Source organism: Stutzerimonas sp. KH-1, assembly GCF_054483855.1.
Genome location: NZ_CM137011.1, coordinates 3,411,398 through 3,430,341, shown reverse-complemented (window position 1 = coordinate 3,430,341; position 18,944 = coordinate 3,411,398). Strand labels below are relative to the sequence as shown.

General features: G+C 65.3%; 19 protein-coding genes. 10 read left to right on the top strand and 9 right to left on the bottom strand.

The window, feature by feature from the left end; translation table 11 throughout:
* Nucleotides 1-107: 107 nt before the first annotated feature.
* Nucleotides 108-1,040, top strand: a complete 933-nt coding sequence (locus tag ACX1DW_RS16560; RefSeq protein WP_011911386.1) for an AEC family transporter — start codon at nucleotides 108-110, stop codon at nucleotides 1,038-1,040.
* Nucleotides 1,041-1,167: 127 nt separating this feature from the next.
* On the opposite strand, the gene ACX1DW_RS16555 is transcribed toward ACX1DW_RS16560, so the two are convergent.
* Complete coding sequence (locus ACX1DW_RS16555; protein WP_458991922.1) at nucleotides 1,168-2,115, bottom strand: methyltransferase; 948 nt, start codon at nucleotides 2,113-2,115, stop codon at nucleotides 1,168-1,170.
* A gap of 23 nt (nucleotides 2,116-2,138) precedes the next feature.
* Complete coding sequence (locus ACX1DW_RS16550) at nucleotides 2,139-3,560, bottom strand: iron-containing redox enzyme family protein (protein WP_458991921.1); 1,422 nt, start codon at nucleotides 3,558-3,560, stop codon at nucleotides 2,139-2,141.
* Nucleotides 3,561-3,748: 188 nt separating this feature from the next.
* On the opposite strand from ACX1DW_RS16550, the gene ACX1DW_RS16545 reads away from it, so the two are divergent.
* Both ACX1DW_RS16545 and ACX1DW_RS16540 read left to right on the top strand, forming a co-directional pair.
* A complete protein-coding gene (locus ACX1DW_RS16545) occupies nucleotides 3,749-3,979 on the top strand; it encodes a hypothetical protein (RefSeq protein ID WP_110778515.1) in 231 nt (76 codons plus the stop codon).
* Nucleotides 3,980-4,091: 112 nt separating this feature from the next.
* Nucleotides 4,092-4,433: a PilZ domain-containing protein gene (locus ACX1DW_RS16540; protein ID WP_326429320.1), complete on the top strand. Its 342-nt coding sequence runs from the start codon at nucleotides 4,092-4,094 to the stop codon at nucleotides 4,431-4,433.
* A 15-nt stretch (nucleotides 4,434-4,448) separates the two neighbouring features.
* Here the strand turns inward: ACX1DW_RS16540 and flhA are convergent, their stop codons facing one another.
* From flhA to ACX1DW_RS16505, 7 genes are all read right to left on the bottom strand, one after another.
* Nucleotides 4,449-6,545, bottom strand: coding sequence for a flagellar biosynthesis protein FlhA (gene flhA, locus ACX1DW_RS16535; RefSeq protein WP_110778514.1), 2,097 nt, complete (start codon nucleotides 6,543-6,545; stop codon nucleotides 4,449-4,451).
* A complete protein-coding gene (flhB, locus tag ACX1DW_RS16530; RefSeq protein ID WP_102839249.1) occupies nucleotides 6,542-7,684 on the bottom strand; it encodes a flagellar type III secretion system protein FlhB in 1,143 nt (380 codons plus the stop codon). Before flhB ends, flhA begins: the two co-directional genes overlap by 4 nt.
* Nucleotides 7,677-8,456 carry a flagellar biosynthetic protein FliR gene (gene fliR, locus ACX1DW_RS16525; RefSeq protein ID WP_267938241.1) on the bottom strand — a complete coding sequence of 260 codons (780 nt, stop codon included), beginning with the start codon at nucleotides 8,454-8,456 and terminating at the stop codon, nucleotides 7,677-7,679. Before fliR ends, flhB begins: the two co-directional genes overlap by 8 nt.
* 21 nt (nucleotides 8,457-8,477) lie before the next feature.
* Nucleotides 8,478-8,750 (bottom strand): flagellar biosynthetic protein FliQ, encoded by a 273-nt coding sequence (locus ACX1DW_RS16520; protein WP_014595416.1) that lies wholly within the window; start codon nucleotides 8,748-8,750, stop codon nucleotides 8,478-8,480.
* 851 nt (nucleotides 8,751-9,601) lie between these two features.
* Entirely contained in the window at nucleotides 9,602-10,357 is a 756-nt protein-coding gene (gene fliP / locus ACX1DW_RS16515) for a flagellar type III secretion system pore protein FliP (RefSeq protein ID WP_267931754.1), read from the bottom strand.
* Entirely contained in the window at nucleotides 10,354-10,725 is a 372-nt protein-coding gene (fliN, locus tag ACX1DW_RS16510) for a flagellar motor switch protein FliN (protein ID WP_458991920.1), read from the bottom strand. The genes fliP and fliN overlap by 4 nt, the downstream gene beginning before the upstream one ends.
* The gene (locus ACX1DW_RS16505) at nucleotides 10,722-11,561 is read right to left on the bottom strand and encodes a FliM/FliN family flagellar motor switch protein (RefSeq protein WP_458991919.1); all 840 of its coding nucleotides are present in this window, start codon (nucleotides 11,559-11,561) and stop codon (nucleotides 10,722-10,724) included. Before ACX1DW_RS16505 ends, fliN begins: the two co-directional genes overlap by 4 nt.
* A gap of 438 nt (nucleotides 11,562-11,999) precedes the next feature.
* Here ACX1DW_RS16505 and ACX1DW_RS16500 point away from each other — a divergent pair, with 438 nt between their 5' ends.
* The 7 genes from ACX1DW_RS16500 to ACX1DW_RS16470 are packed head-to-tail and all read left to right on the top strand — an operon-like array spanning nucleotide 12,000 to nucleotide 18,915.
* Nucleotides 12,000-13,382 carry a sigma 54-interacting transcriptional regulator gene (locus ACX1DW_RS16500; RefSeq protein WP_458993413.1) on the top strand — a complete coding sequence of 461 codons (1,383 nt, stop codon included), beginning with the start codon at nucleotides 12,000-12,002 and terminating at the stop codon, nucleotides 13,380-13,382.
* 19 nt (nucleotides 13,383-13,401) lie between these two features.
* Nucleotides 13,402-13,722 (top strand): flagellar hook-basal body complex protein FliE, encoded by a 321-nt coding sequence (fliE, locus tag ACX1DW_RS16495; RefSeq protein WP_102839254.1) that lies wholly within the window; start codon nucleotides 13,402-13,404, stop codon nucleotides 13,720-13,722.
* A gap of 20 nt (nucleotides 13,723-13,742) precedes the next feature.
* Nucleotides 13,743-15,419 carry a flagellar basal-body MS-ring/collar protein FliF gene (fliF, locus tag ACX1DW_RS16490; RefSeq protein WP_458991918.1) on the top strand — a complete coding sequence of 559 codons (1,677 nt, stop codon included), beginning with the start codon at nucleotides 13,743-13,745 and terminating at the stop codon, nucleotides 15,417-15,419.
* A complete protein-coding gene (locus ACX1DW_RS16485; RefSeq protein ID WP_110778507.1) occupies nucleotides 15,391-16,458 on the top strand; it encodes a FliG C-terminal domain-containing protein in 1,068 nt (355 codons plus the stop codon). The genes fliF and ACX1DW_RS16485 overlap by 29 nt, the downstream gene beginning before the upstream one ends.
* Before the next feature lies 1 nt (nucleotide 16,459).
* Complete coding sequence (gene fliH / locus ACX1DW_RS16480) at nucleotides 16,460-17,158, top strand: flagellar assembly protein FliH (RefSeq protein ID WP_156244811.1); 699 nt, start codon at nucleotides 16,460-16,462, stop codon at nucleotides 17,156-17,158.
* A gap of 3 nt (nucleotides 17,159-17,161) precedes the next feature.
* Nucleotides 17,162-18,496, top strand: coding sequence for a flagellar protein export ATPase FliI (gene fliI, locus ACX1DW_RS16475; protein ID WP_458991917.1), 1,335 nt, complete (start codon nucleotides 17,162-17,164; stop codon nucleotides 18,494-18,496).
* On the top strand, nucleotides 18,493-18,915 hold the full coding sequence (locus ACX1DW_RS16470; protein WP_458991916.1) for a flagellar FliJ family protein: 423 nt from the start codon (nucleotides 18,493-18,495) through the stop codon (nucleotides 18,913-18,915). The genes fliI and ACX1DW_RS16470 overlap by 4 nt, the downstream gene beginning before the upstream one ends.
* Nucleotides 18,916-18,944 lie beyond the last annotated feature (29 nt).

Genomic DNA, 18,944 nt, shown 5'->3' with positions numbered 1-18,944 from the left:
GAGCCGGGGCGCCTGCGCTCTCGGTTCGGCGAAGTTTTTGTTAAGGTGGCCGGCCGTTCCGGTCGTCCGCCCGCTGGGCTCAGCGACGACGCTTCAGATGAGAGCCCATGTCTTCGGTCATCAACGTTGTCCTGCCCGTCTTCGCCCTGATCCTGCTCGGCTACCTGTGCCGCCGCAGTGGGCGCATGGGGCCGACCGGCGCTTCGGAACTCAACCGTTTCGTGGTCTGGCTGGGCCTGCCGGCACTGCTGTTCAGCGTCGTCGCCACCTCCACCTGGGAGCAGCTCTGGCAACCGGGGTTCATCGCCGCCTTCGCCATCGGCTGCCTCGGCGTGTTCGCCTTCACCCTTGCGTATCGTCTGCTGCAGAAGCAGCCGCTGGTCGATGCCAGCCTGGATGCGCTGGGCGCGTCCTATGCCAATACCGGCTATGTCGGGATTCCGCTGTGCATGCTGGTGCTCGGCGACGAGGCACTGCAGCCGGCGATGGTCGCTTCGATCATTGTCGTGTGCGTGCTGTTCGCCATCGCCCTGGCCTGCGTGGAGACCGGGCTGCACGCCGGCCAGGGGCTGCTGCGCACGCTGGGCAAGGTGAGCGGGGCGCTGGTGCGCAACCCCCTGGTGATCGCGCCCATGCTCGGCGCGCTATGGGCTGCCGGCGGTGTACAGCTGCCGGTGCCGCTGGCCACTCTGCTCAAGTTGTTGGGCGCAGCGGCGGCGCCCTGCGCGCTGGTCTCGCTGGGCCTGTTCCTCGCCCAGCCGCAGCCGGCCGGTCGGGTGCAGGGCGTCTGGCCGCTGGTGGGGTTGAAGCTGGTGGTACAGCCGCTGATCACCTGGTACCTGGCGTTTCAGGTGTTCGAACTACCGACCCTGTGGGCCTATTCGGCGCTGCTGCTGAGTGCGCTACCGACCGGCACCGGGCCGTACATGCTTGCCGAGTTCTATGGCCGCGAGGGCTCGCGGGTATCGCGGGTGGTGCTGTACTCGACGCTCGGCTCGCTGCTGACCCTGTCGCTGATCCTGCTGCTGTTGCCGGTCTGAACTGCGCGCTCTCTTGCCCGTGGATAAGCCTGCGGCGTTATCCACCCTACGCCTGATCTGCCGTAGGGTGGATGGCCACCCCGTGGAAAACCGCGAAGCGTTTTCCATGCGCCCCCTTTCCCTACGGTCAGTTCGCTGGTCGCGTCACTTCCAGCACCACGGCGGCGATGCGGTCGCATTTGACGTAGGCGCCACCGAGCAACTCCTCGCCGAACACGTCCGGGTCCAGCTCGCGATAGGTCCAGCTGAAGGCGCCGCCTTGCAGGCGTCGGCGCACCTCGGCGAGGAACGGGTCCTGGTTGTCCAGCATCGCCACGCCGGTATACAGCAGCAGCGTTCCGCCCGGCGCCAGGCGCTGCAGCGCCGCATCGAGGATCGCCAGCGACAGCCCGGCGCCCAGCGGTCCACCGCCGTGGCGATAGGCGCGCTGGTCGGCGTCGACCAGATAGGGTGGGTTGGCCAGGATCAGATCGAATTCGCCGTCCACCGCGCTCAGCAGGTCGCTGTGCAGGGCGCGCAGGTTGTCGGCACCGGCCAGCGCCGCGTTGATGCGGGTCAGGCGCAGCGCCTCGGGATTGATGTCCACCGCCAGCACCTCGGCCTGCGGCCGCGCCAGGGCGGTGAGAATCGCCCCGGCGCCGGAGCCGCAGCCGATGTCCACCGCGCGGCGGATCATCCCGGTGTGCTGGTTCAGATGGCAGCGGATGGCGTTGGCGAAACGGTAGGTATCTGGGCCGAAGAACACCGCGTCGCTGGCGCTGGTGGGAAATGCCGAGTGCAGGAACAGCTGGCCGTCGAGGCTCGACAGGCGCACCTTCGAGCGCCAGCGCGAACCGCAGGCTTCCAGCACCTGCGCCTGGTCCATCAGGCTGAACAACGCGCCCGGCAGCAGCTCGTGCTGGAAGGGCCGGCTCCAGCCGAACACCCCGTGCAGGTCGTCGGCCAGGGCATTCTCCGGGCGCTGGTTGACCCGTTCGTGGGTCAGCGGGGTGGGCGTGATGAAGTGATAGCCGCGATCGCGCAGGGCCTGGCCCAGATGCAGCAATGCGCGGTCCTGCGCAGTGTCCATAGTCATGGTGCTTTCCTTGATCGATCTCGTCAGTTGAACAGTCCGTTGAACAGCCGCGTGGCCAGCAGGCCCGCGGCGCTGTGGTGGCGCTGCGGTGCCAGCAGTGGCAGCAGCAGGCGCATGCGCGCGGCGCGGTCGGGCAGGCGGGCGACCTGTTGTTCGAGCAGCTGCAGCTCCTCGTCGAAATCGTTGCCACTGGCGTGCTCGGCGGGTTGCGGCATGGCCGGCGCAGGCGCGGCGCGCCGTGCGTTGAACGCCGCCTGGCGTTGCAGCAGCGCACCGCGCGGGCTGCGCTTACCCTCGGCCTGCCAGTCGGCGGCGATCCAGTCATGGATCATCTGCTGTTCGTAGGCGCTGAACACTCCGAACATGGGCGCCTGTTCGCCGACGATCAGTTGCCAGAAGCGGCTTTCCTGCGGGTCGTGGCCGCGCTTGATCCAGCCGCGCTTGTCCAGCACCGCGAGGAACTGCTCGACGTCATCGCCGAGCCACTGGTTGACCGTGCGGCCTTCGAAGCGGCAGTAGTCGGAATGAACGAACTGGCCGACCGCGGCCTTCTTCTCGAAGATGCGCTGCACCTCGCGACCGAGGTCGAAGTTGCCGATCACCGAGACGGTGCTGGCGCCCAGGTCGTTGAGGCGATAGCCATCGCGCACGCGGCGATAGAACTCGGCGCTGTCGCCTACCTGCGGCCAGGCATCCAGCAGACCTTGCACGGCTTTCTTCGCGTGGCCGTTGTCGGCGTTGTCGACGGTGACGTGCAGGGTGAAGTAGTAGGGGTCGATGCCCAGCTCGGTCAGCTCGTAAGAGGTGATCAGCAGGTGCAGCGGCAGCTGCTCGTAACCGAGGTTGAAGCCGATGATTTCCGGCAGGAACTGCTCGGCGTGCTCGGCCAGCGCCAGCTGGATGGCGCCCTGGACGAAATGTTCGTCGTCCAGCTCCTGCCAGTCGTCGCAACCCTGACTCGCCAGCAGCTTGCGGTAGAGCACCACGTGGTTCTTCTCCGGCAGCCCGTCGCCGAGCTCCTCCAGGTAGGTCTGGATCAGCGCGGTGAAACGCGCATCGTCCCAGCGCTGCAACAGGCCGTAGAGCCAGGCGCCGTCCACCAGCTTGGTCGGCGCCACACCACGCAGGAAATGCAGCGCATGGGCCTTGCTCGGGAAATAGCGGCGCGGGCCGCCGGCGCGACGCTGCTCGAGATAAGCCTGGTACTGACCGCCGACCGCTTCGGTGCGCTGCAGCACCCAGGCGTCCAGACCGGCGGGGTCGTCGGGCAGGTCGCAGGGCAGGGCGGTGGCCGCTTCGAGCTGGATGCGCAGGTAATCGGCGGCAGTCTCCCGCGCCTGGTCGTCGACCTCGCGGACGAGGGCGAAGTACAGCGCCCGTGACGGCTGTTCCGGCTCCGGGTTGATGGCAGGGGTGCTCGGCAGGCTGCGGGAAGTCAGTTGCATGATTCTGTTCTATGGCAGTTCCAGTTGAGTTTTGGCTGCCCCGCCACTGGTTTAGTTCAGCTGCCCCGCCGAGTGGCCATTGGTCCAGAAAGCCGGGCTAACGCTGCAACTTCCGAGCGCGCGGCTCTTTCTACACTTACCAGGCACCCCGGATCGGCCGGGGTTTCGACAGCGAACGAGGAGTGCGTATGAGCGAGAACGAACCGGGCCGCGAGAGCATCGAGTCCATCGACCAGAGCGGTGATGCCCACGAACAGAACCCCGAAACCACCTCGACCCAGGGTGAGATTGCTGGCGGCGATGAGAGCGACGTCCCGGGCGGCGCCTACAACGTGCCGCCGGGACTGGCCGAGGAGGTGAGCGACGAGGAAGCGCTGCACGATTCGTCGAATAGCGACCCGGAGCGAGGGCGCGGGTGATACGGGTCACGTTTTGCGGGGTGTCCGGCGCGCGGCCGATGGCGGCGACTTAACTCCGACGGGCGTTGGGTCGCCTGCTGGCTCTATCACTGCCATCAGCCGAGCAACGGACATGCGCCAACACAGTCGCTTCAGCTTTCGCCACATCAGCAGCATCCAGGTCAGCAACCGCCTGAACGGTGAGCCGATGGGCTATGTCGCCGATCTCTCGCTCGGCGGCCTGCGCCTGGTCGCCAGCCAGCCGCTGGCGGTCGGCGGATGCTACGAGATGGTGCTGCACGTGCCGGAGCACGGCGAGCGGGTGCGGCAGATCGAGGTGGTGGTGATCTGCCAGTGGTCGCGCAAGGACTCGCGGCGCGACAGCTTCGAGATGGGCTTCGCCCTCGACCGGCCGTCGGCCGAGTTCACCGCCATGGTGGCGCAGCAGGCACCGCGGCGGCGCAAGCTCTACTGAGGCACGCGGAAGGCATCAGCCCAGCGTGCCGAGGATGTTCACCCCGACCCGGTCGGGTATCTCGTTCTGCGAAAGCACATGCAGCCCCGGGCTGAACACCCGTGCATAGCGCGCCAGTAGCGGGCGCAGCTGCGGCATCACGGTGAGGATCGGCGGATGGCCGTCCTTGCGCAGCTTTTCCTTCACCACCGGCATGCTGTTCTGCAGCTGATTGAGCAGGCTGGGCTCCACCGGGATGTTGTCCAGGCTGACCGGCCCGGCCTGCTGGGCGATGGCCAGGGCGTTGAGCAGGGTGTTCTCCAAAGCGTTCTCCAGCACGAACACGCCCAGCTCGCGGCGGTCGCCAGCGACCATCGAAACGATGCTGCGGCGCAGTGCGAAGCGCACGTCGGCGGCCAGCAGCACCGGGTCCTTGGTGGTCTCGCTGCATTCGAGCAGGGTGCTGGCGATGGTCTCGATGTCGCGCAGCGGCACCTCCTCCTGCAGCAGCTGACGGTACACGCGCATCTGCTGGGTATAGCTCAGCGCGCCCTTCAGGCTTTCGGCGAGTTTCGGCGCCTGCAGCGTCAGGCGCTGCATCAGGTGTTCGACGTCGTCGTGCTTGAACAGGTCCGGCAGATGCTCGCGGATCACTTTGTTCAGGTGGGTGGCGATGACGCTGGCGCAGTCGATTACCTGATAGCCGAGGTTCAGCGCACGGGACTTGTCCGTCGGCTGGATCCACACCACCTGCATGCGATAGGCCGGATCGGTGCCGAGGATGCCGTCGATCTCGCCGTACAGCTCCGGCGACGGGATCGCCATCAGGCGGTCGGCGTGCAGTTCGGCGCCATCGATCTTCTCGCCGTTGATGTAGATGTCGTACTGCGACGCCTTCAGACGCAGGCTGTCGCGGATCTGCACTTCCGGCAGGAGGAAGCCGAGGTGCTCGGACAACGTCTGGCGCACGCCGCGTACCCGCGCGGTCAGGGGGGCGCCGGAGGCTTCGTTGACCAGCCCGACCAGCTTGTAGCCGAGCGATACCGACAGCCGCTCGACCAGCGGAATGTCCTCCCAGGCCAGCGACTGGGCCTTTTCCTTGTCCATCGCCTGGCCGAGCTGCTGGATCTCCTTGAGATCGGCGCCCTCGGCCGGTGGCTGCTGCAGCGAGACGCGCCAGGCGATGAAGCCGATCAGTGCGGCGAAGCCGATGAACGCCAGGTGCGGCATGCCCGGCACCAGGCCGAGCACGAAGAGGATGCCGGCCACGGTGTACAGCGAGGCCGGGTTGGCCAGCAGCTGGCGTTGCACCTGGCTGGTGATGTCGCTGGATTCGTTGATGCGGGTAACGATGATCGCCGCTGCAGTCGACAGGAGCAGCGCCGGAATCTGCGCCACCAGGCCGTCACCGATGGTGAGCAGGGCGTACTGCTTGAAGGCATCGCCGGCGCCCAGGTCATGGACGAACACGCCGATGGCGAAACCGCCGAAGAGGTTGATCAGCAGGATCAGGATGCCGGCGATGGCGTCTCCGCGGACGAACTTCGAGGCGCCATCCATGGCCCCGTAGAAGTCCGCTTCCTTGGCCACTTCCTGGCGTCGCGTCTTGGCTTCTTCCTGGGTGACGAGGCCGGCGTTGAGGTCGGCGTCGATGGCCATCTGCTTGCCCGGCAGGGCGTCCAGGGTGAAGCGCGCTGTGACCTCGGAGATGCGCTCGCCGCCCTTGGTGATGACGATGAAGTTGATGATCATCAGGATCACGAACACCACCAGGCCGACGATGAAGTTGCCGCCAATCACCACCTCGCCGAAGGCCTCGATCACCTTGCCCGCCGCGCCGGTGCCGGTATGGCCCTCGAGCAGCACCACCCGTGTCGAAGCGACGTTGAGGGTCAGGCGCATCAGCGTGGTGATCAGGATTACTGTGGGGAACAGCGAGAAATCCAGCGGGCTCTTCGACGACACGCTGACCAGCAGCACCAGCACCGCCATGGCGATGTTGAAGGTGAACAGGATGTCCAGCAGCTGCGGTGGCAGCGGCAGGATGATCATCGCCAGGATCGACAGGATGATCAGCGGAATGCCGATCCGACCGCTGCGGAAGGTGGGCGTGAGTTTCTGCATCAGGTTCATGAGCGTGCTCGGTTGAACAGTTCTTCGGGGATGTGGATGTTGCTGGCCAGCGCGGGCTTGCCTTGCCGGCGGCCCTGCTTCCAGGCCTTGAGCTGGAGGATGTAGGTCAGCACGTGGGCCACCGCGGTATACAGCGGCGCCGGAATCTGCTGGTTGACCTGGGTGCTGTAGTAGATCGCCCGCGCCAGCGGCGGCAGCTCGACCACTTCACGCGCGTTGGCCTGGGCCATCTTGCGGATGTATAGCGCCATCTCGTCGACGCCGCGGGCGATGACGAAAGGTGTCTCGGCCTTTTTCGGGTCGTACTTGAGCGCCACGGCATAGTGGGTCGGGTTGACGATCACCACGTCGGCATCCTTGATCACCTTGGCGATCTGCCGCTGCGCCAGCGCACGCTGCAGCTGCTTGATGCGCGCCTTCACCTCGGGGCGGCCTTCCTGGTTCTTGTGCTCTTCCTTGCGCTCCTGCTTGGTCATGCGCATTTTCTTGAGGAAGAAGAAGCGCTGCAGCGGGATGTCGATGAAGGAGAACAGCACGAACACCAGCAGCAGTGAGAGCGCCAGGTCGAAGGTCAGCGAGAAGGCGCCGCCGATGGCGCTGAAGATGTCGGTGCGCTGCAGCGCGATCAGGCGTGGTGCGGCGTAATACAGCTGCCAGGCGGCGATGCCGAGCAGCGCGGAGATCTTCAGCAGCGACTTGGCCAGCTCGCTCCAGTTCTGCGCACCGACCATCCGCCCCAGCCCGGTGATTGGGTTGAGCTTGCTGAACTTGGGCGCGAAGTTCTTCGAGGCGAACACCCAGCCGCCTGGCACCAGGGCAAAGGCGATCACCAGGATCGGCGTCAGCAGCAGCGGCAGCAGCACGCTGATGAACACCAGCAGGTTGTGGGTGAGGATCAGCTGCAGGTCATCGACGCCGATCTCGCTCTGCCGGAAGTCGATGTAGGAGTAGCTGAAGCTCTGCTGCATGCCGTCGAGAAAGAACCCGGCGCTGAGCTTGAGCACCAGCAGCGTGGCGAGCAGCGATACGGTGGTGGCGACGTCCTTGGAGCGGGTGACCTGGCCATCCTGGCGACTCTTCTTGAGTTTCTGCTCGGAGGCCTCCTCGGTCTTTTCCTGGCTGCTGTTCTGCTCAGACATGGCCGCCGCTCCGGAGCAGGACGCCGATCTTGTCCAGCAGGTCGCGGGTCAGGTGCAGGTAGGCCTCGGCCAGGTTCGGCAGGGTCAGGTAGATCAGCGACAGACCGGCGAGGATTGCCATGGGAAAGCCCAGCGAGAACAGGTTCATCGCCGGCGAGATACGGTTGAGCAGACCGAAGCAGAACTGCACCAGGGTCATGCAGAAGACGATCGGCAGAGCGATCAGCAGGGCTGCCGAAAGCACCCAGGCCATCGACCAGGCGATGGTCTGCAGACCGTCGTAGAACAGCCCGCTGCCGATCGGCCAGTAGACGAAGCTCTGGTAGATGATGCTCACCGTGACCAGGTGGCCGTCGATGGCGAAGAACAGCAACGCCAGCAGGATGAAGTACAGCTGGTAGATGATCGACGCCGAGGAGACACCGTTCATGGGGTCATTGAACACCGCCATGGACAGGCCGAGCTGGGTCGAGACGATATCGCCGATCAGGGTGAACACGGTGAACACCAGGAGCAGCGCCAGGCCCAGCAGCAGCCCCATGGCGATCTGCTCGATGGCCGCGAGGATGCCGGCCAGCGACAGCGGATCGAGTACCGGCGGTGTCGGCAGAGCCGCGCCCAGCACCAGGGTCAGCGCCAGCGCCAGGAGGATGCGCACACGCACGCTGATCGCCTTGTGACTGAACATCGGCGCCAGGCTGAACACGGCCATGATCCGGCAGAACGGCCACCAGTAGGCGAGCAGTGATTGCAGGTATTGGCCGGCGTGCATGAGGGGATCGTTGGGCATGATTCAGCCGACCAGGCGACCCGCCTGCTGGAAGGTTTCGATGAACAGATCGCTCAGCGTGCGCAGGATCCAGTGCCCGGCGAACACCAGCATGCCGAGGGTGATCAGCAGGCGCGGGAGGAAGCTCAGCATCTGTTCGTTGATCTGGGTGGCGGCCTGGAAAATGCTGATCAAGAGGCCGCCGAGCAGGCTCGGGACGATCAGCACGCAGACCACCAGGACGATCACGTGGATGGCGTTGGAGACGATATGGACGGCGGTGTCGGGGGTTAGCATTGGGGCACCTTTGAGGTGACGGTGAATGCACCGCTCGGGCAGGCGGCGAACTGCAGCTTTGGCTTTGCTTGTTGTGGGAGCGGGCTTGGCCACGAAGCGTTTGGGCTTGGGCTTCTGGGGCTAATGCCCATTGGCCGGGTTGGCCGACGCATTGGTTTCGCCCTGCTGGGCGAGTCCCTTTTGGCAGTCGCCCCAAAAGGAACCAAAAGGTCTTGCCCCTGCATCCGGGTCTCGCTGCGCTCGACTTCCCTCACTTCATCGCTGCTCCGAGGGCCGCCGCGCAAGGGCCATCCATGGCCCTTCACGGCTCTCGCGGCATCCATGCCGCTCGCCCCTCTGCGCAGCGATTCCATTCGGCCTTCTGAAAGGGGCGTTTGGTGTCGCCTGTCAGGCCGTGCGCGTAGGAACAAGCGAAGAGATTTTTTGCTTTCGTTGCTTGGACACTTCCAGGCACCTCGGTCCCTAATCCCCTTCAGGAGGCCGAGCGTAGGCGTTGCGTAGGGGGGCGCGAGGCATGGATGCCGAGCGAGGAGCGATGGGCCAGTGATGGCCCTTCGTGAGGGGGCGCCTAGTCCGACCCCCGGAGCTGCGCCGAAGCGAGGGAAGTTTTGCGCAGCAAACCGGGGGCGCCCAGTCCGGATGTAGGGGTGGCCTTCTTTTTGGTTACTTTTTCTTGGCCAGACAAGAAAAAGTGACGCGCCGTGCAAGGCGCAACCTGTAGTTCCAGCCGAGGAAAGCGTGGCGCCGAATACCGATGTCAGAGCCGGCAAAGGCAAAGCTTCGCGGCCAAAGCCCACTGCCTCCCCGCTCTCCAAACCCCACCACCTGGCCAACGCCTTCATCCCCATCACCTAAAACGGCTGAATACTGGTGGTCAACGTCCCCATCAACAGCGCCCAGCCATCAACCAGCACAAACACCATCAGCTTGAACGGCAACGAAATCATCATCGGCGAGAGCATCATCATGCCCATCGCCATCAGCACGCTGGCCACCACCAGGTCGATCACCAGGAACGGCACGAAGATCATGAAGCCCAGCTGGAACGCGGTCTTCAGCTCGCTCAGTACGAACGCCGGCAGCAGCAGCGAGAAATCCAGCTCGTCGAGGTCTTCCGGCAGCTGTTCGCCGGCCAGCGCCACCATGGTTTCCAGGGAGTTCTTGTTGGTCTGCGCCAGCATGAAACCGGCCAGGCTGCCCTTGGCCGAGTCCAGCGCCTGTTCGAGGGTGATCTCGTCGTTCTGGAACGGCTCGTAGGCCTGGCTGTGGATTTCCTGCCAGACCGGGCGCATCACCAGCAGGGTGACGATCAGCGCGATGCCGATCAGCACCTGGTTCGGCGGGCTCTGCTGCAGGCCGATGGCCTGGCGCAGGATGGCCAGCACGATGATGAAGCGGGTGAAGCAAGTCATCATCATCAGCATCGCCGGCAGGAAGCCGAGCAGGGTCATGAGGATGAGGATCTGCAGCTTTACCGAGAACTCCTGGCCATTCTCGGTATCGTTCAGGTTGAACAGCGTGATCTCGCCGCCGGCGGCCTGGGCTGCCAGGGGCATCAGCCCGATCAGCAGCAGGCCGAGCAGGCTCAGGCCGCGACGCAGGCTCATGGGGCGAAGGCGTCCAGGCTGGTGCCGGACAGTTCGACGATGCGCAGGCCGTAGTTGCCGTTCATCACCACCACCTCGGCCTTGGCGAACAGGGTGCCGTTGACCTTTACGTCCAGCGGCTCGCCGGCCAGCTTGTCGAGCACGATCACGCTGCTGGTGTCGCACTCCATCAGCTCCTTGAGGGAAATTTCCGCGGAGGCGACTTCCAGGGTGACGTTCACCGGAATCTTGCCGAAGAAGCTCAGGTCCTGGCGTGGCGCTGGCGCGGCCGCAGGGGTCGGTACAGCCGGCTCGTCGACCGCATCCAGGCTCAGTTCGCCTTCGTTGATGAGGCTTTCGAATTCGTTGTCGGAAAGATGGCCGTTCATTGGGGGTTCACGCTTTCAAGTGAAGTGAGGAACAGGGCGCCATCCTCTTCGAAGATGGTGCCGCGAAAGAGCTTCTGCTGGTTGATGCGCACTTCGTAACGGTCCAGCGGGCGCAGCATGAGGATGTCGTCGAGCTGCAGGGCGAGCACCTGTGCCAGCGGCATCTGCGCCGCGGCCACCACGCAATCGAGGCGTACCGGCAGGTGCTTGATGTGATCGAGGGGGTTGCCGGGCTGGCGCGGCGCGGGCGGGCCGGCCAGGCGGCTGGTCAGTTCATCGACCAGCTCGGTGTCCAGATAGAGGTAGATGGAGGAACGGCTGCCGGTGATATGGCTGATGTACTCGTACTCGGCCACATACTCCCAGCTGGTTTCCTCGTAGTCGTTGCGATAACTGTCGAGTTTGCCGAAGGTCTCGCCGGACAATATCGAGCGGGCGAATATATCGGTGATATCCATGCCCAGCCGATTGCGCATGCGCTGTTCCGAGGTGCTGATCGGCGGCGTGTCCTGGCTGGCAATGACGGTGCCGCCGTAATAACACTCAAGTGCCTCGGTCAATAATGCACGGTCGATGGAAAAACCCACTTTGCCCATGGCCGAGCGATAGATGCAGTCCGGCTCTTCGCTGCGCTCTTCCTGAACATCGATGCGGTTCAGTTCGAGATTTATGCGGTAATTACGCAGGAAATAATCGCCGATCAGTCGCGGATTCTTGTTGGTACTTTCCTTGATGTACTGCGGAATCTTGTGGTGATGCCGTCCCAGCTTCTGCGGTTTCAATACAGTCAGGCTTTGGGCGGGCACGCCATGGTGGACTTTTGCATTGCCAGTCATGTTGTGAACTGTATGTCCTGAGGTCGGTGAACACGGCGGCGATGCCGCTGGCCATTGGTGCAGACGAGTGGGCTGGCTGGCGCGGGTGTTTTTCCGGGCACGGCTCTAGCGTGCCGCCATCCTAGGCATGGGCGCGTGAGAGGGTTAAATCAAGAGATATCAAATGACCTCTTTTGAGCTCATCTGGCATCGGTTGATTTCAATTAAGCAGAACTGATTGGGCGACGGTGCTGGCGCGCTGATAGCGTGCGCGCACTTGTTCGGGAAGTACCTTTGCGAGCGTGCTGGTTCGATTGCGAGTCAGTGGGCAAAGACGGCAAAGACTTCCGAAAAATTAAATCGATTTTTTATCTTCCCGCATCTCCGCTGATTCGTTGCGCACGAGCGCGGCGCCTCCCGGAGGGCAAGGTGGTCACATTGAAAAGTGTCAGTCAGGCAATGAACTACGCATGCGACGAGCTATTCGATGAATTGCCGGCGAAGAAAGTCGCCATTATCGGAAGTGCCCAGGCCGAAGCCTGCGAATTTCTGCAGGCCGGTTTGCGCAGGCAGGGTTGCGAAGTTGCGCGTTTCAATGATTTCGCCGAACTCGACAAGGCTCGGCTCGATCGCCTGGCATTGATCTTCGTGGTGGTTGCAAGTTTGCCGGCGCGCTCCTTGTATGCGCAGGTGGAAAGTCTTGTGCGGCGTGCAGGTAGTGTCTGTCTGATTCCGGTAGTCGAGTACGCCGACCAGGAAAAGGCCGCCACGCTGCTGGAACTGGGTTGCGTCGACTATCTGCTGTCTCCGTTCAGCGAGACCCAGCTGGGCGCATTGCTGCGCCGCCAGGTCTGTGCCGAGACCGCCCAGGAAAGCTTCGTTTCCTGCTCCCAGGCCGGTCGCCGCCTACTGGCCATGGCCCAGCGCGTGTCCCTGACCCGTGCGCCGATCCTCATCACCGGCGAGACCGGCACCGGCAAGGAGCTGATGGCGCGCTACATCCATCGCTTCTCCGCCAGCCCGGACGCGCCCTTCGTCGCGGTGAACTGCGCGGCGATCCCCGAGCAGATGCTCGAATCCATTCTCTTCGGCCATGAGAAGGGCGCCTTCACCGGCGCGGTGAGCGCCCAGCCCGGCAAGTTCGAGTTGGCCAACGGCGGCACCCTGCTGCTCGACGAGATCGGCGAACTGCCGCTGGGGCTGCAGGCCAAGCTGTTGCGCGTGCTGCAGGAACAGCGCGTGGAGCGCCTCGGCGGGCGCCGCGAGATCGAGCTGAACGTGCGCATCATCGCCGCGACCAACCGCGACCTGCAGCAGGAGGTGGCCGAGGGCCGCTTCCGCGCCGACCTGATGTTCCGCCTCGACGTGCTGCCGCTGCATATCAGCCCGCTACGCGAGCGCAAGGAAGACGTGCTGCCGCTGGCCCGCCGCTTCATCAGCAAATACGCGCCGCAGGAAGCCCACGACGAGCTGCTCACCGAGGACGCCTGCCGCGCGCTGCTGCAGCACGACTGGCCGGGCAACGCCCGCGAACTGGAAAACACCGTGCAGCGCGCGCTGGTGCTGCGCAACGGACTGTTCATCCAGCCGCAGGACCTGGGCCTGGCGGTGCCGGCAGGCATGCCGGCACGCAGCGAGCGGCCGCTGGCGCTCGCCGCGGAGAACGGCAAGGCGGCGCTGCGCGCCAGCGGCAAGTGGGCCGAATACCAGCACGTGATCGACACCATCCGCCGCTTCGACGGCCACAAGGCCAAGGCCGCCGCCAGCCTGGGCATGACCTCACGCGCGCTGCGCTACCGCCTCAACGCCATGCGCGAGCAGGGCATCGAGCTGAATTTCTGAACCATCGGGGAGCACGACCATGAGTTCCATCAACCAGGTACAGCAGGATCTGCTGAGCCGCATGCAACAGCTGGCCGAGGTCGCCGGGAGCCCGGCAATCAAGCCGGCGAGTCAGCCGGCGGCCGACGCTGGCGGTCTGTTCATGGCGGCGATGCGCTCGGTCGATGCCCAGCAGCATCAGGCCAGCGCGGCAGTCGCCGCGGTAGACAGCGGCAAGAGCGACGATCTGGTCGGCGCGATGATCGACAGCCAGAAGGCCAGCGTGTCGTTCTCGGCGCTGCTACAGGTGCGCAACAAACTGACCACGGCGTTCGATGACGTCATGCGAATGCCGCTTTGATCGGCCCAGAGAGCTAACACGTGCTGCAGAAACTGAAATCCCGGTTGCCCGAAGGCGGGCTGCAACTCGATCCGCGTGTGACGCTGGCCGGCATGGCGGTGATCGCCGCCGCGCTGGCGGTGGCCGTGGCCTTCTATCTGTGGCGCGACAACGGCTCGTTCCGCCCGCTGCACGGCGCCGGCGAGTCGTTTCCCGCTGCCGAGGTGATGCAGGTACTCGACGGCGAGGCGCTGCAGTACCGTATCCATCCGCAGAGCGGCCAGATTCTGGTGCGCGAGGACCAGCTGGCGCGGGCGCGCCTGTTGCTCAACGCCAAGGGCGTGAAGGTCGCGCAGCCGGCCGGCTACGAACTGTTCGACAAGGAAGAGCCGCTCGGCACCAGCCAGTTCGTCCAGGACGTGCGCCTCAAGCGCAGCCTGGAAGGCGAACTGGCGCGCACGGTGATGGCGCTCAAGGGCGTGCAGCAGGCGCGAGTGCATCTGGCGCAGGAGGAGAACAGCTCCTTCGTGGTCAGCAAGCGCGCGCCGAGCAAGGCGTCGGTGATGCTGCAGCTGGAGCCGGGCTATACGCTCAGCCACGATCAGGTCGGCGCCATCATCAATCTGGTCGCCAACAGCGTGCCCAATCTCAAGCCCGAAGATGTCGGCGTGGTCGACCAGTACGGCGCGCTGCTCTCGCGCGGGCTCAACGTCGGCGGCGGGCCGGCGCAGAACTGGCAGGCGGTGGAGGATTACCAGCAGAAGGCGGTGGCCAATATCGAGCAGGTGCTGGCGCCGGTGCTGGGCCTGGGCAATTACCGCATCAGTGTTGCCGCCGATATCGACTTCAGTCAGAAGGAAGAGACCTTCCAGTCCTACGGCGACACGCCGCGCCTGCGCAACGAGGTGCTGCGCAACGAGAGCGCGCTGGATCAGCTGGCGCTGGGCATTCCCGGTTCGCTGGCCAACCGCCCGGTGGCGCCGCCGAAGGAGGGCGAGGAACCTGCGCCGGTCAAGGCGGAAACCAAGGGCGCCACCTCGCTGCGCGAGGAGTCGACCCGCCAACTGGATTACGACCAGAGCGTGGTGCACGTCAAGCATGCCGGCTTCGCCCTGCGCCAGCAGAGCGTGGCGGTGGTGCTCAATGCCGCGGCCGCGCCGGAGGGTGGCTGGACCGACGAGGCCCGCGCCGAGCTGGAAGCGATGGTGCGCAGCGCCGTCGGTTTCCAGCAGGCGCGCGGTGACTTGCTCAGTCTCAGCGTGCTGCCATTCGCTGCCGTCGAGCAGATCGATGACGTCCTGCCCTGGTGGGAGAACAGCCAGGTTCATGCGCTGGCCAAGATCGGCGTGGCCGGGCTGATCGCCCTGCTGTTGCTGCTGATCGTGGTGCGCCCGGCGGTACGCAACCTGACCCAGCGCAGCGTCGCGGCGCTGCCGCAGGGCGACGGGCTGGAAGGCAGCCTGGTCGAGCCGAGCGCACCGGCCGCGCTGGAAGGCGACAACCGGCCGGCACTGGCCAGCCCGCGCGAACCTGGCGGGCCACACGTCTTCGGTGAGCTCAACCCGCTTTCGGAAATCCGCCTGCCGGCGCCGGGCTCGGGCCTGGAACTGCAGATCGAGCATCTGCAGATGCTCGCCAAGAACGACCCCGAGCGGGTCTCGGAAGTTATCAAGCATTGGATAGGGCGCAATGAAAGAGACCTCAACCCAGCCGGCTGAAGACGGCCAGGCATCGTCCCGCGAGATCAAGGCGCGGCCGGTGCAGCTGCGCTCGGTCAGTTCGCTGGATCAGGCGGCAATCCTCATGCTGAGCATGGGTGACGAGATTTCCGCCGGCATCCTGCGCAACTTCTCCCGCGAGGAAATCATCAGCATCAGCCAGGCCATGGCGCGGCTGTCCAACGTCAAGCAGCCGATGGTCTCCGATGTGATCAGCCGCTTCTTCGACGACTACAAGGAGCAGAGCAGTATCAAGGGCGCCTCGCGTTCCTACCTGGCCGGCATGCTCGGCAAGGCGCTGGGCGGCGACATCACCCGTTCGCTGCTCGATTCCATCTACGGCGAGGAGATCCGCGCCAAGATGGCCAAGATGGAGTGGCTCGATCCGAAGCAGTTCGCCGCGCTGATCGCCAAGGAGCATGCGCAGATGCAGGCGGTGTTCCTTGCCTTCCTGCCGCCGGGCATGGCCACCGAGGTGCTCGAGTGCATGCCGGCCGAGCGCCAGGACGAGCTGCTCTACCGCATCGCCAACCTCTCGGAAGTCAACAGCGACGTCATCGCCGAGCTGGAGCAGCTGATCGACCGCAGCCTCAAGGTGCTCAGCACCCAGGGCTCGCAGGTGCGTGGCGTGAAGCAGGCGGCGGACATCATGAACCGCTTCAAGGGCAACCGCGACCAGATGTTCGAGCTGCTGCGCGCGCACAATGAGGAGCTGGTCGGCAAGATCGAAGACGAGATGTATGACTTCTTCATCCTCTCGCGGCAGAACCAGGACGTGCTGCAGACTCTGCTGGAAGTCATCCCGCTGGACGAGTGGGTGGTCGCGCTCAAGGGCGCCGAGCCGGAGCTGGTCAAGGCCATCCAGGGCGCCATGCCCAAGCGCCAGGCGCAGCAGATGGAATCGATCAACCGGCGTCAGGGCCCGGTGCCGCTGAGCCGTGTCGAGCAGGTGCGCAAGGACATTATGGCCGTGGTGCGCGAGATGTCCGCCGATGGCGAGCTGCAGGTTCAGCTGTTCCGCGAACAGACGGTGGAATGAGATGACGGTCAAGGTGATCAAGGGTGCCGACCGCAGCTGGCGTCCGTTCCGCTTTCCGCCGCGGGTGAAGCCACAAGGCCCGGCGGCGGAGAGCCTGGCCGGCGACCCGGCAGCCCTGCAGCGGGCGGTGGCCGACGGTTTCCAGGAAGGCATCGACAAGGGCTACCGCGAAGGGCTGGAGCAGGGCCGCGAGGCCGGGCACCGCGAGGGCTTCCAGCGTGGTGTCGAGGATGGCAAGGCGCTGGGCCTGGAAGACGGCCGGCTGCAGGGCCAGCGCGCATTCGACGAAGCCGGCCGGCCGCTGGACCGGCTGATCGAGTCGTTCGAACGCTTTCGTGCCGAATATGAGCAGGCGCGCCGCGAGGAACTGCTGGAGCTGGTGCAGAAGGTTGCGCGCCAGGTGATCCGCTGCGAGCTGACGCTGCATCCGACGCAACTTTTGACCCTCGCCGAGGAAGCGCTGAGCGCCATGCCGGGTGATCAGGAAGATGTGCGCATCCATCTCAACCCGGAAGAGTGCGCGCGCATCCGCGAGCTGGCGCCGGAACGCGCCGCCGCCTGGCGCCTGGTACCGGACGAGAAGCTCGCGCTCGGCGAATGCCGCGTGCTCACCGCCCAGGCCGAAGCCGACATCGGCTGCCAGCAGCGGCTGGACTCGTGCATGGAAACCCTCGCCGAACACATCACGGCGCAGGGCTGAGCCATGGCCCTGCGCGACAGCTTTCGCCTCGACGAGGCCCTGCGCTCGCTAGACAAGGTACAGTTGGCCAAGGTCAGCGGGCGGCTGGTGCGGGTCTCCGGGATGCTGCTGGAGAGCCTCGGCTGCCAGCGCATGACCGGCCAGCGCTGCTATGTCGAGCAGGGCGACGGCAGCATGCTGGAAGCGCAGGTGGTGGGCTTCAACCGCGACATCACCTACCTGATGCCGTTCAAGAAGCCGGTCGGCCTGACCGCCGGCTCGCGGGTGTTCCCGGCGCCGGACGAGGCCAAGCTGCATATCGACGAATCCTGGCTCGGTCGCGTACTCAACGGCCTCGGCGAGCCGCTGGACGAGCTGGGCAAACTCGGCGGGCGCGACCCGCTGCCGGCCGAGCTGCCCTCGGTCAATCCGCTCAAGCGCAAGCCGGTCAGCGAAGCGCTGGATGTCGGCGTGCGCGCCATCAATGCCACCCTGACCCTGGGCAAGGGCCAGCGCGTCGGCCTGTTCGCCGGCTCGGGCGTGGGCAAGAGCGTGCTGCTGGGCATGATCACCCGGCAAACCAAGGCCGATGTGGTGGTGGTCGGGCTGATCGGCGAGCGTGGCCGCGAGGTGCAGGAATTCATCCTGCATTCGCTGGGCGATGAGGGCCTGAAGAAGGCCGTGGTGGTGGTCGCACCGGCCAACGAATCGCCGCTGATGCGCCTCAAGGCCACTGAGCTCTGTCACAGCATCGCCGCCTATTTCCGCGACCAGGGCCATGACGTGCTGCTGCTGGTGGATTCGCTGACCCGCTATGCCATGGCTCAGCGCGAGATCGCTTTGGCCCTCGGCGAGCCGCCGGCGACCAAGGGCTACCCGCCGTCGGTGTTCGGCATGCTGCCTGAGCTGGTGGAAAGCGCCGGCAATGGCGCCAGCGACAATGGCAGCCTGAGCGCCATCTACACGGTGCTGGCCGAAGGCGATGACCAGCAGGACCCCATCGTCGACTGCGCGCGGGCGATTCTCGACGGCCACATCGTGCTCTCGCGACGCCTGGCCGAAGCCGGGCATTACCCGGCCATCGACGTCTGCGCCTCGGTCAGCCGCTGCATGAGCCAGGTCGGCCAGCCGGCGCACCTGGGCGCGGCACGCCAGCTCAAGGAGTGCTACAGCACCTTCGAGAAGATCAAGGAGCTGATCCCGCTCGGCGGTTACACGCCGGGGGCGGACATCAAGACCGATCGTGCGGTGCAGTTGGCACCGACCATCGAGCGCTTTCTGCGCCAGGACGTCGGCGAAGCCGCCGAGCTGGAAACCAGCGTCGCCACCTTGCAGAACATCCTCGGGAAACCGCGATGAAACAGCAGATCGAGACCCTCGGCCGCCTGGCCAGCCTGCGCAGCCACCGGGTGCGGCAGATGCTCGGCCGCGTGCAGTACCAGCAGAACCTCTGCCAGCGCTACCGCAACAACATCACCGGCCTGAGCCGCCTGTGCGGCTTTTCCGTGCCGATGTGCACACCGCTGCAGCGCGACAACCAGCAGCGCTACAAGGCCACCCTGTACAAGATGGTGGAGCTGCAACGCCGCGAGCTGGCGGTGGCCGAGCAGGCGCTGGAGCGCATCCAGCGCGAGCTGCTGCAGGCCATGCGCAGCGAGAAGGTGGTCGAGCATGTGATCGAGGGCAAGCTGCAGCAATGGCAGCAGCTGCTCGCCCAGCAGGAGCAGAAAATCCAGGACGGGCTGGCCGCCCAGGCCCACTGGCGTGCCAGCCATTGAGCGCCTTCCATCGGCCTGTCGCGGCGGGC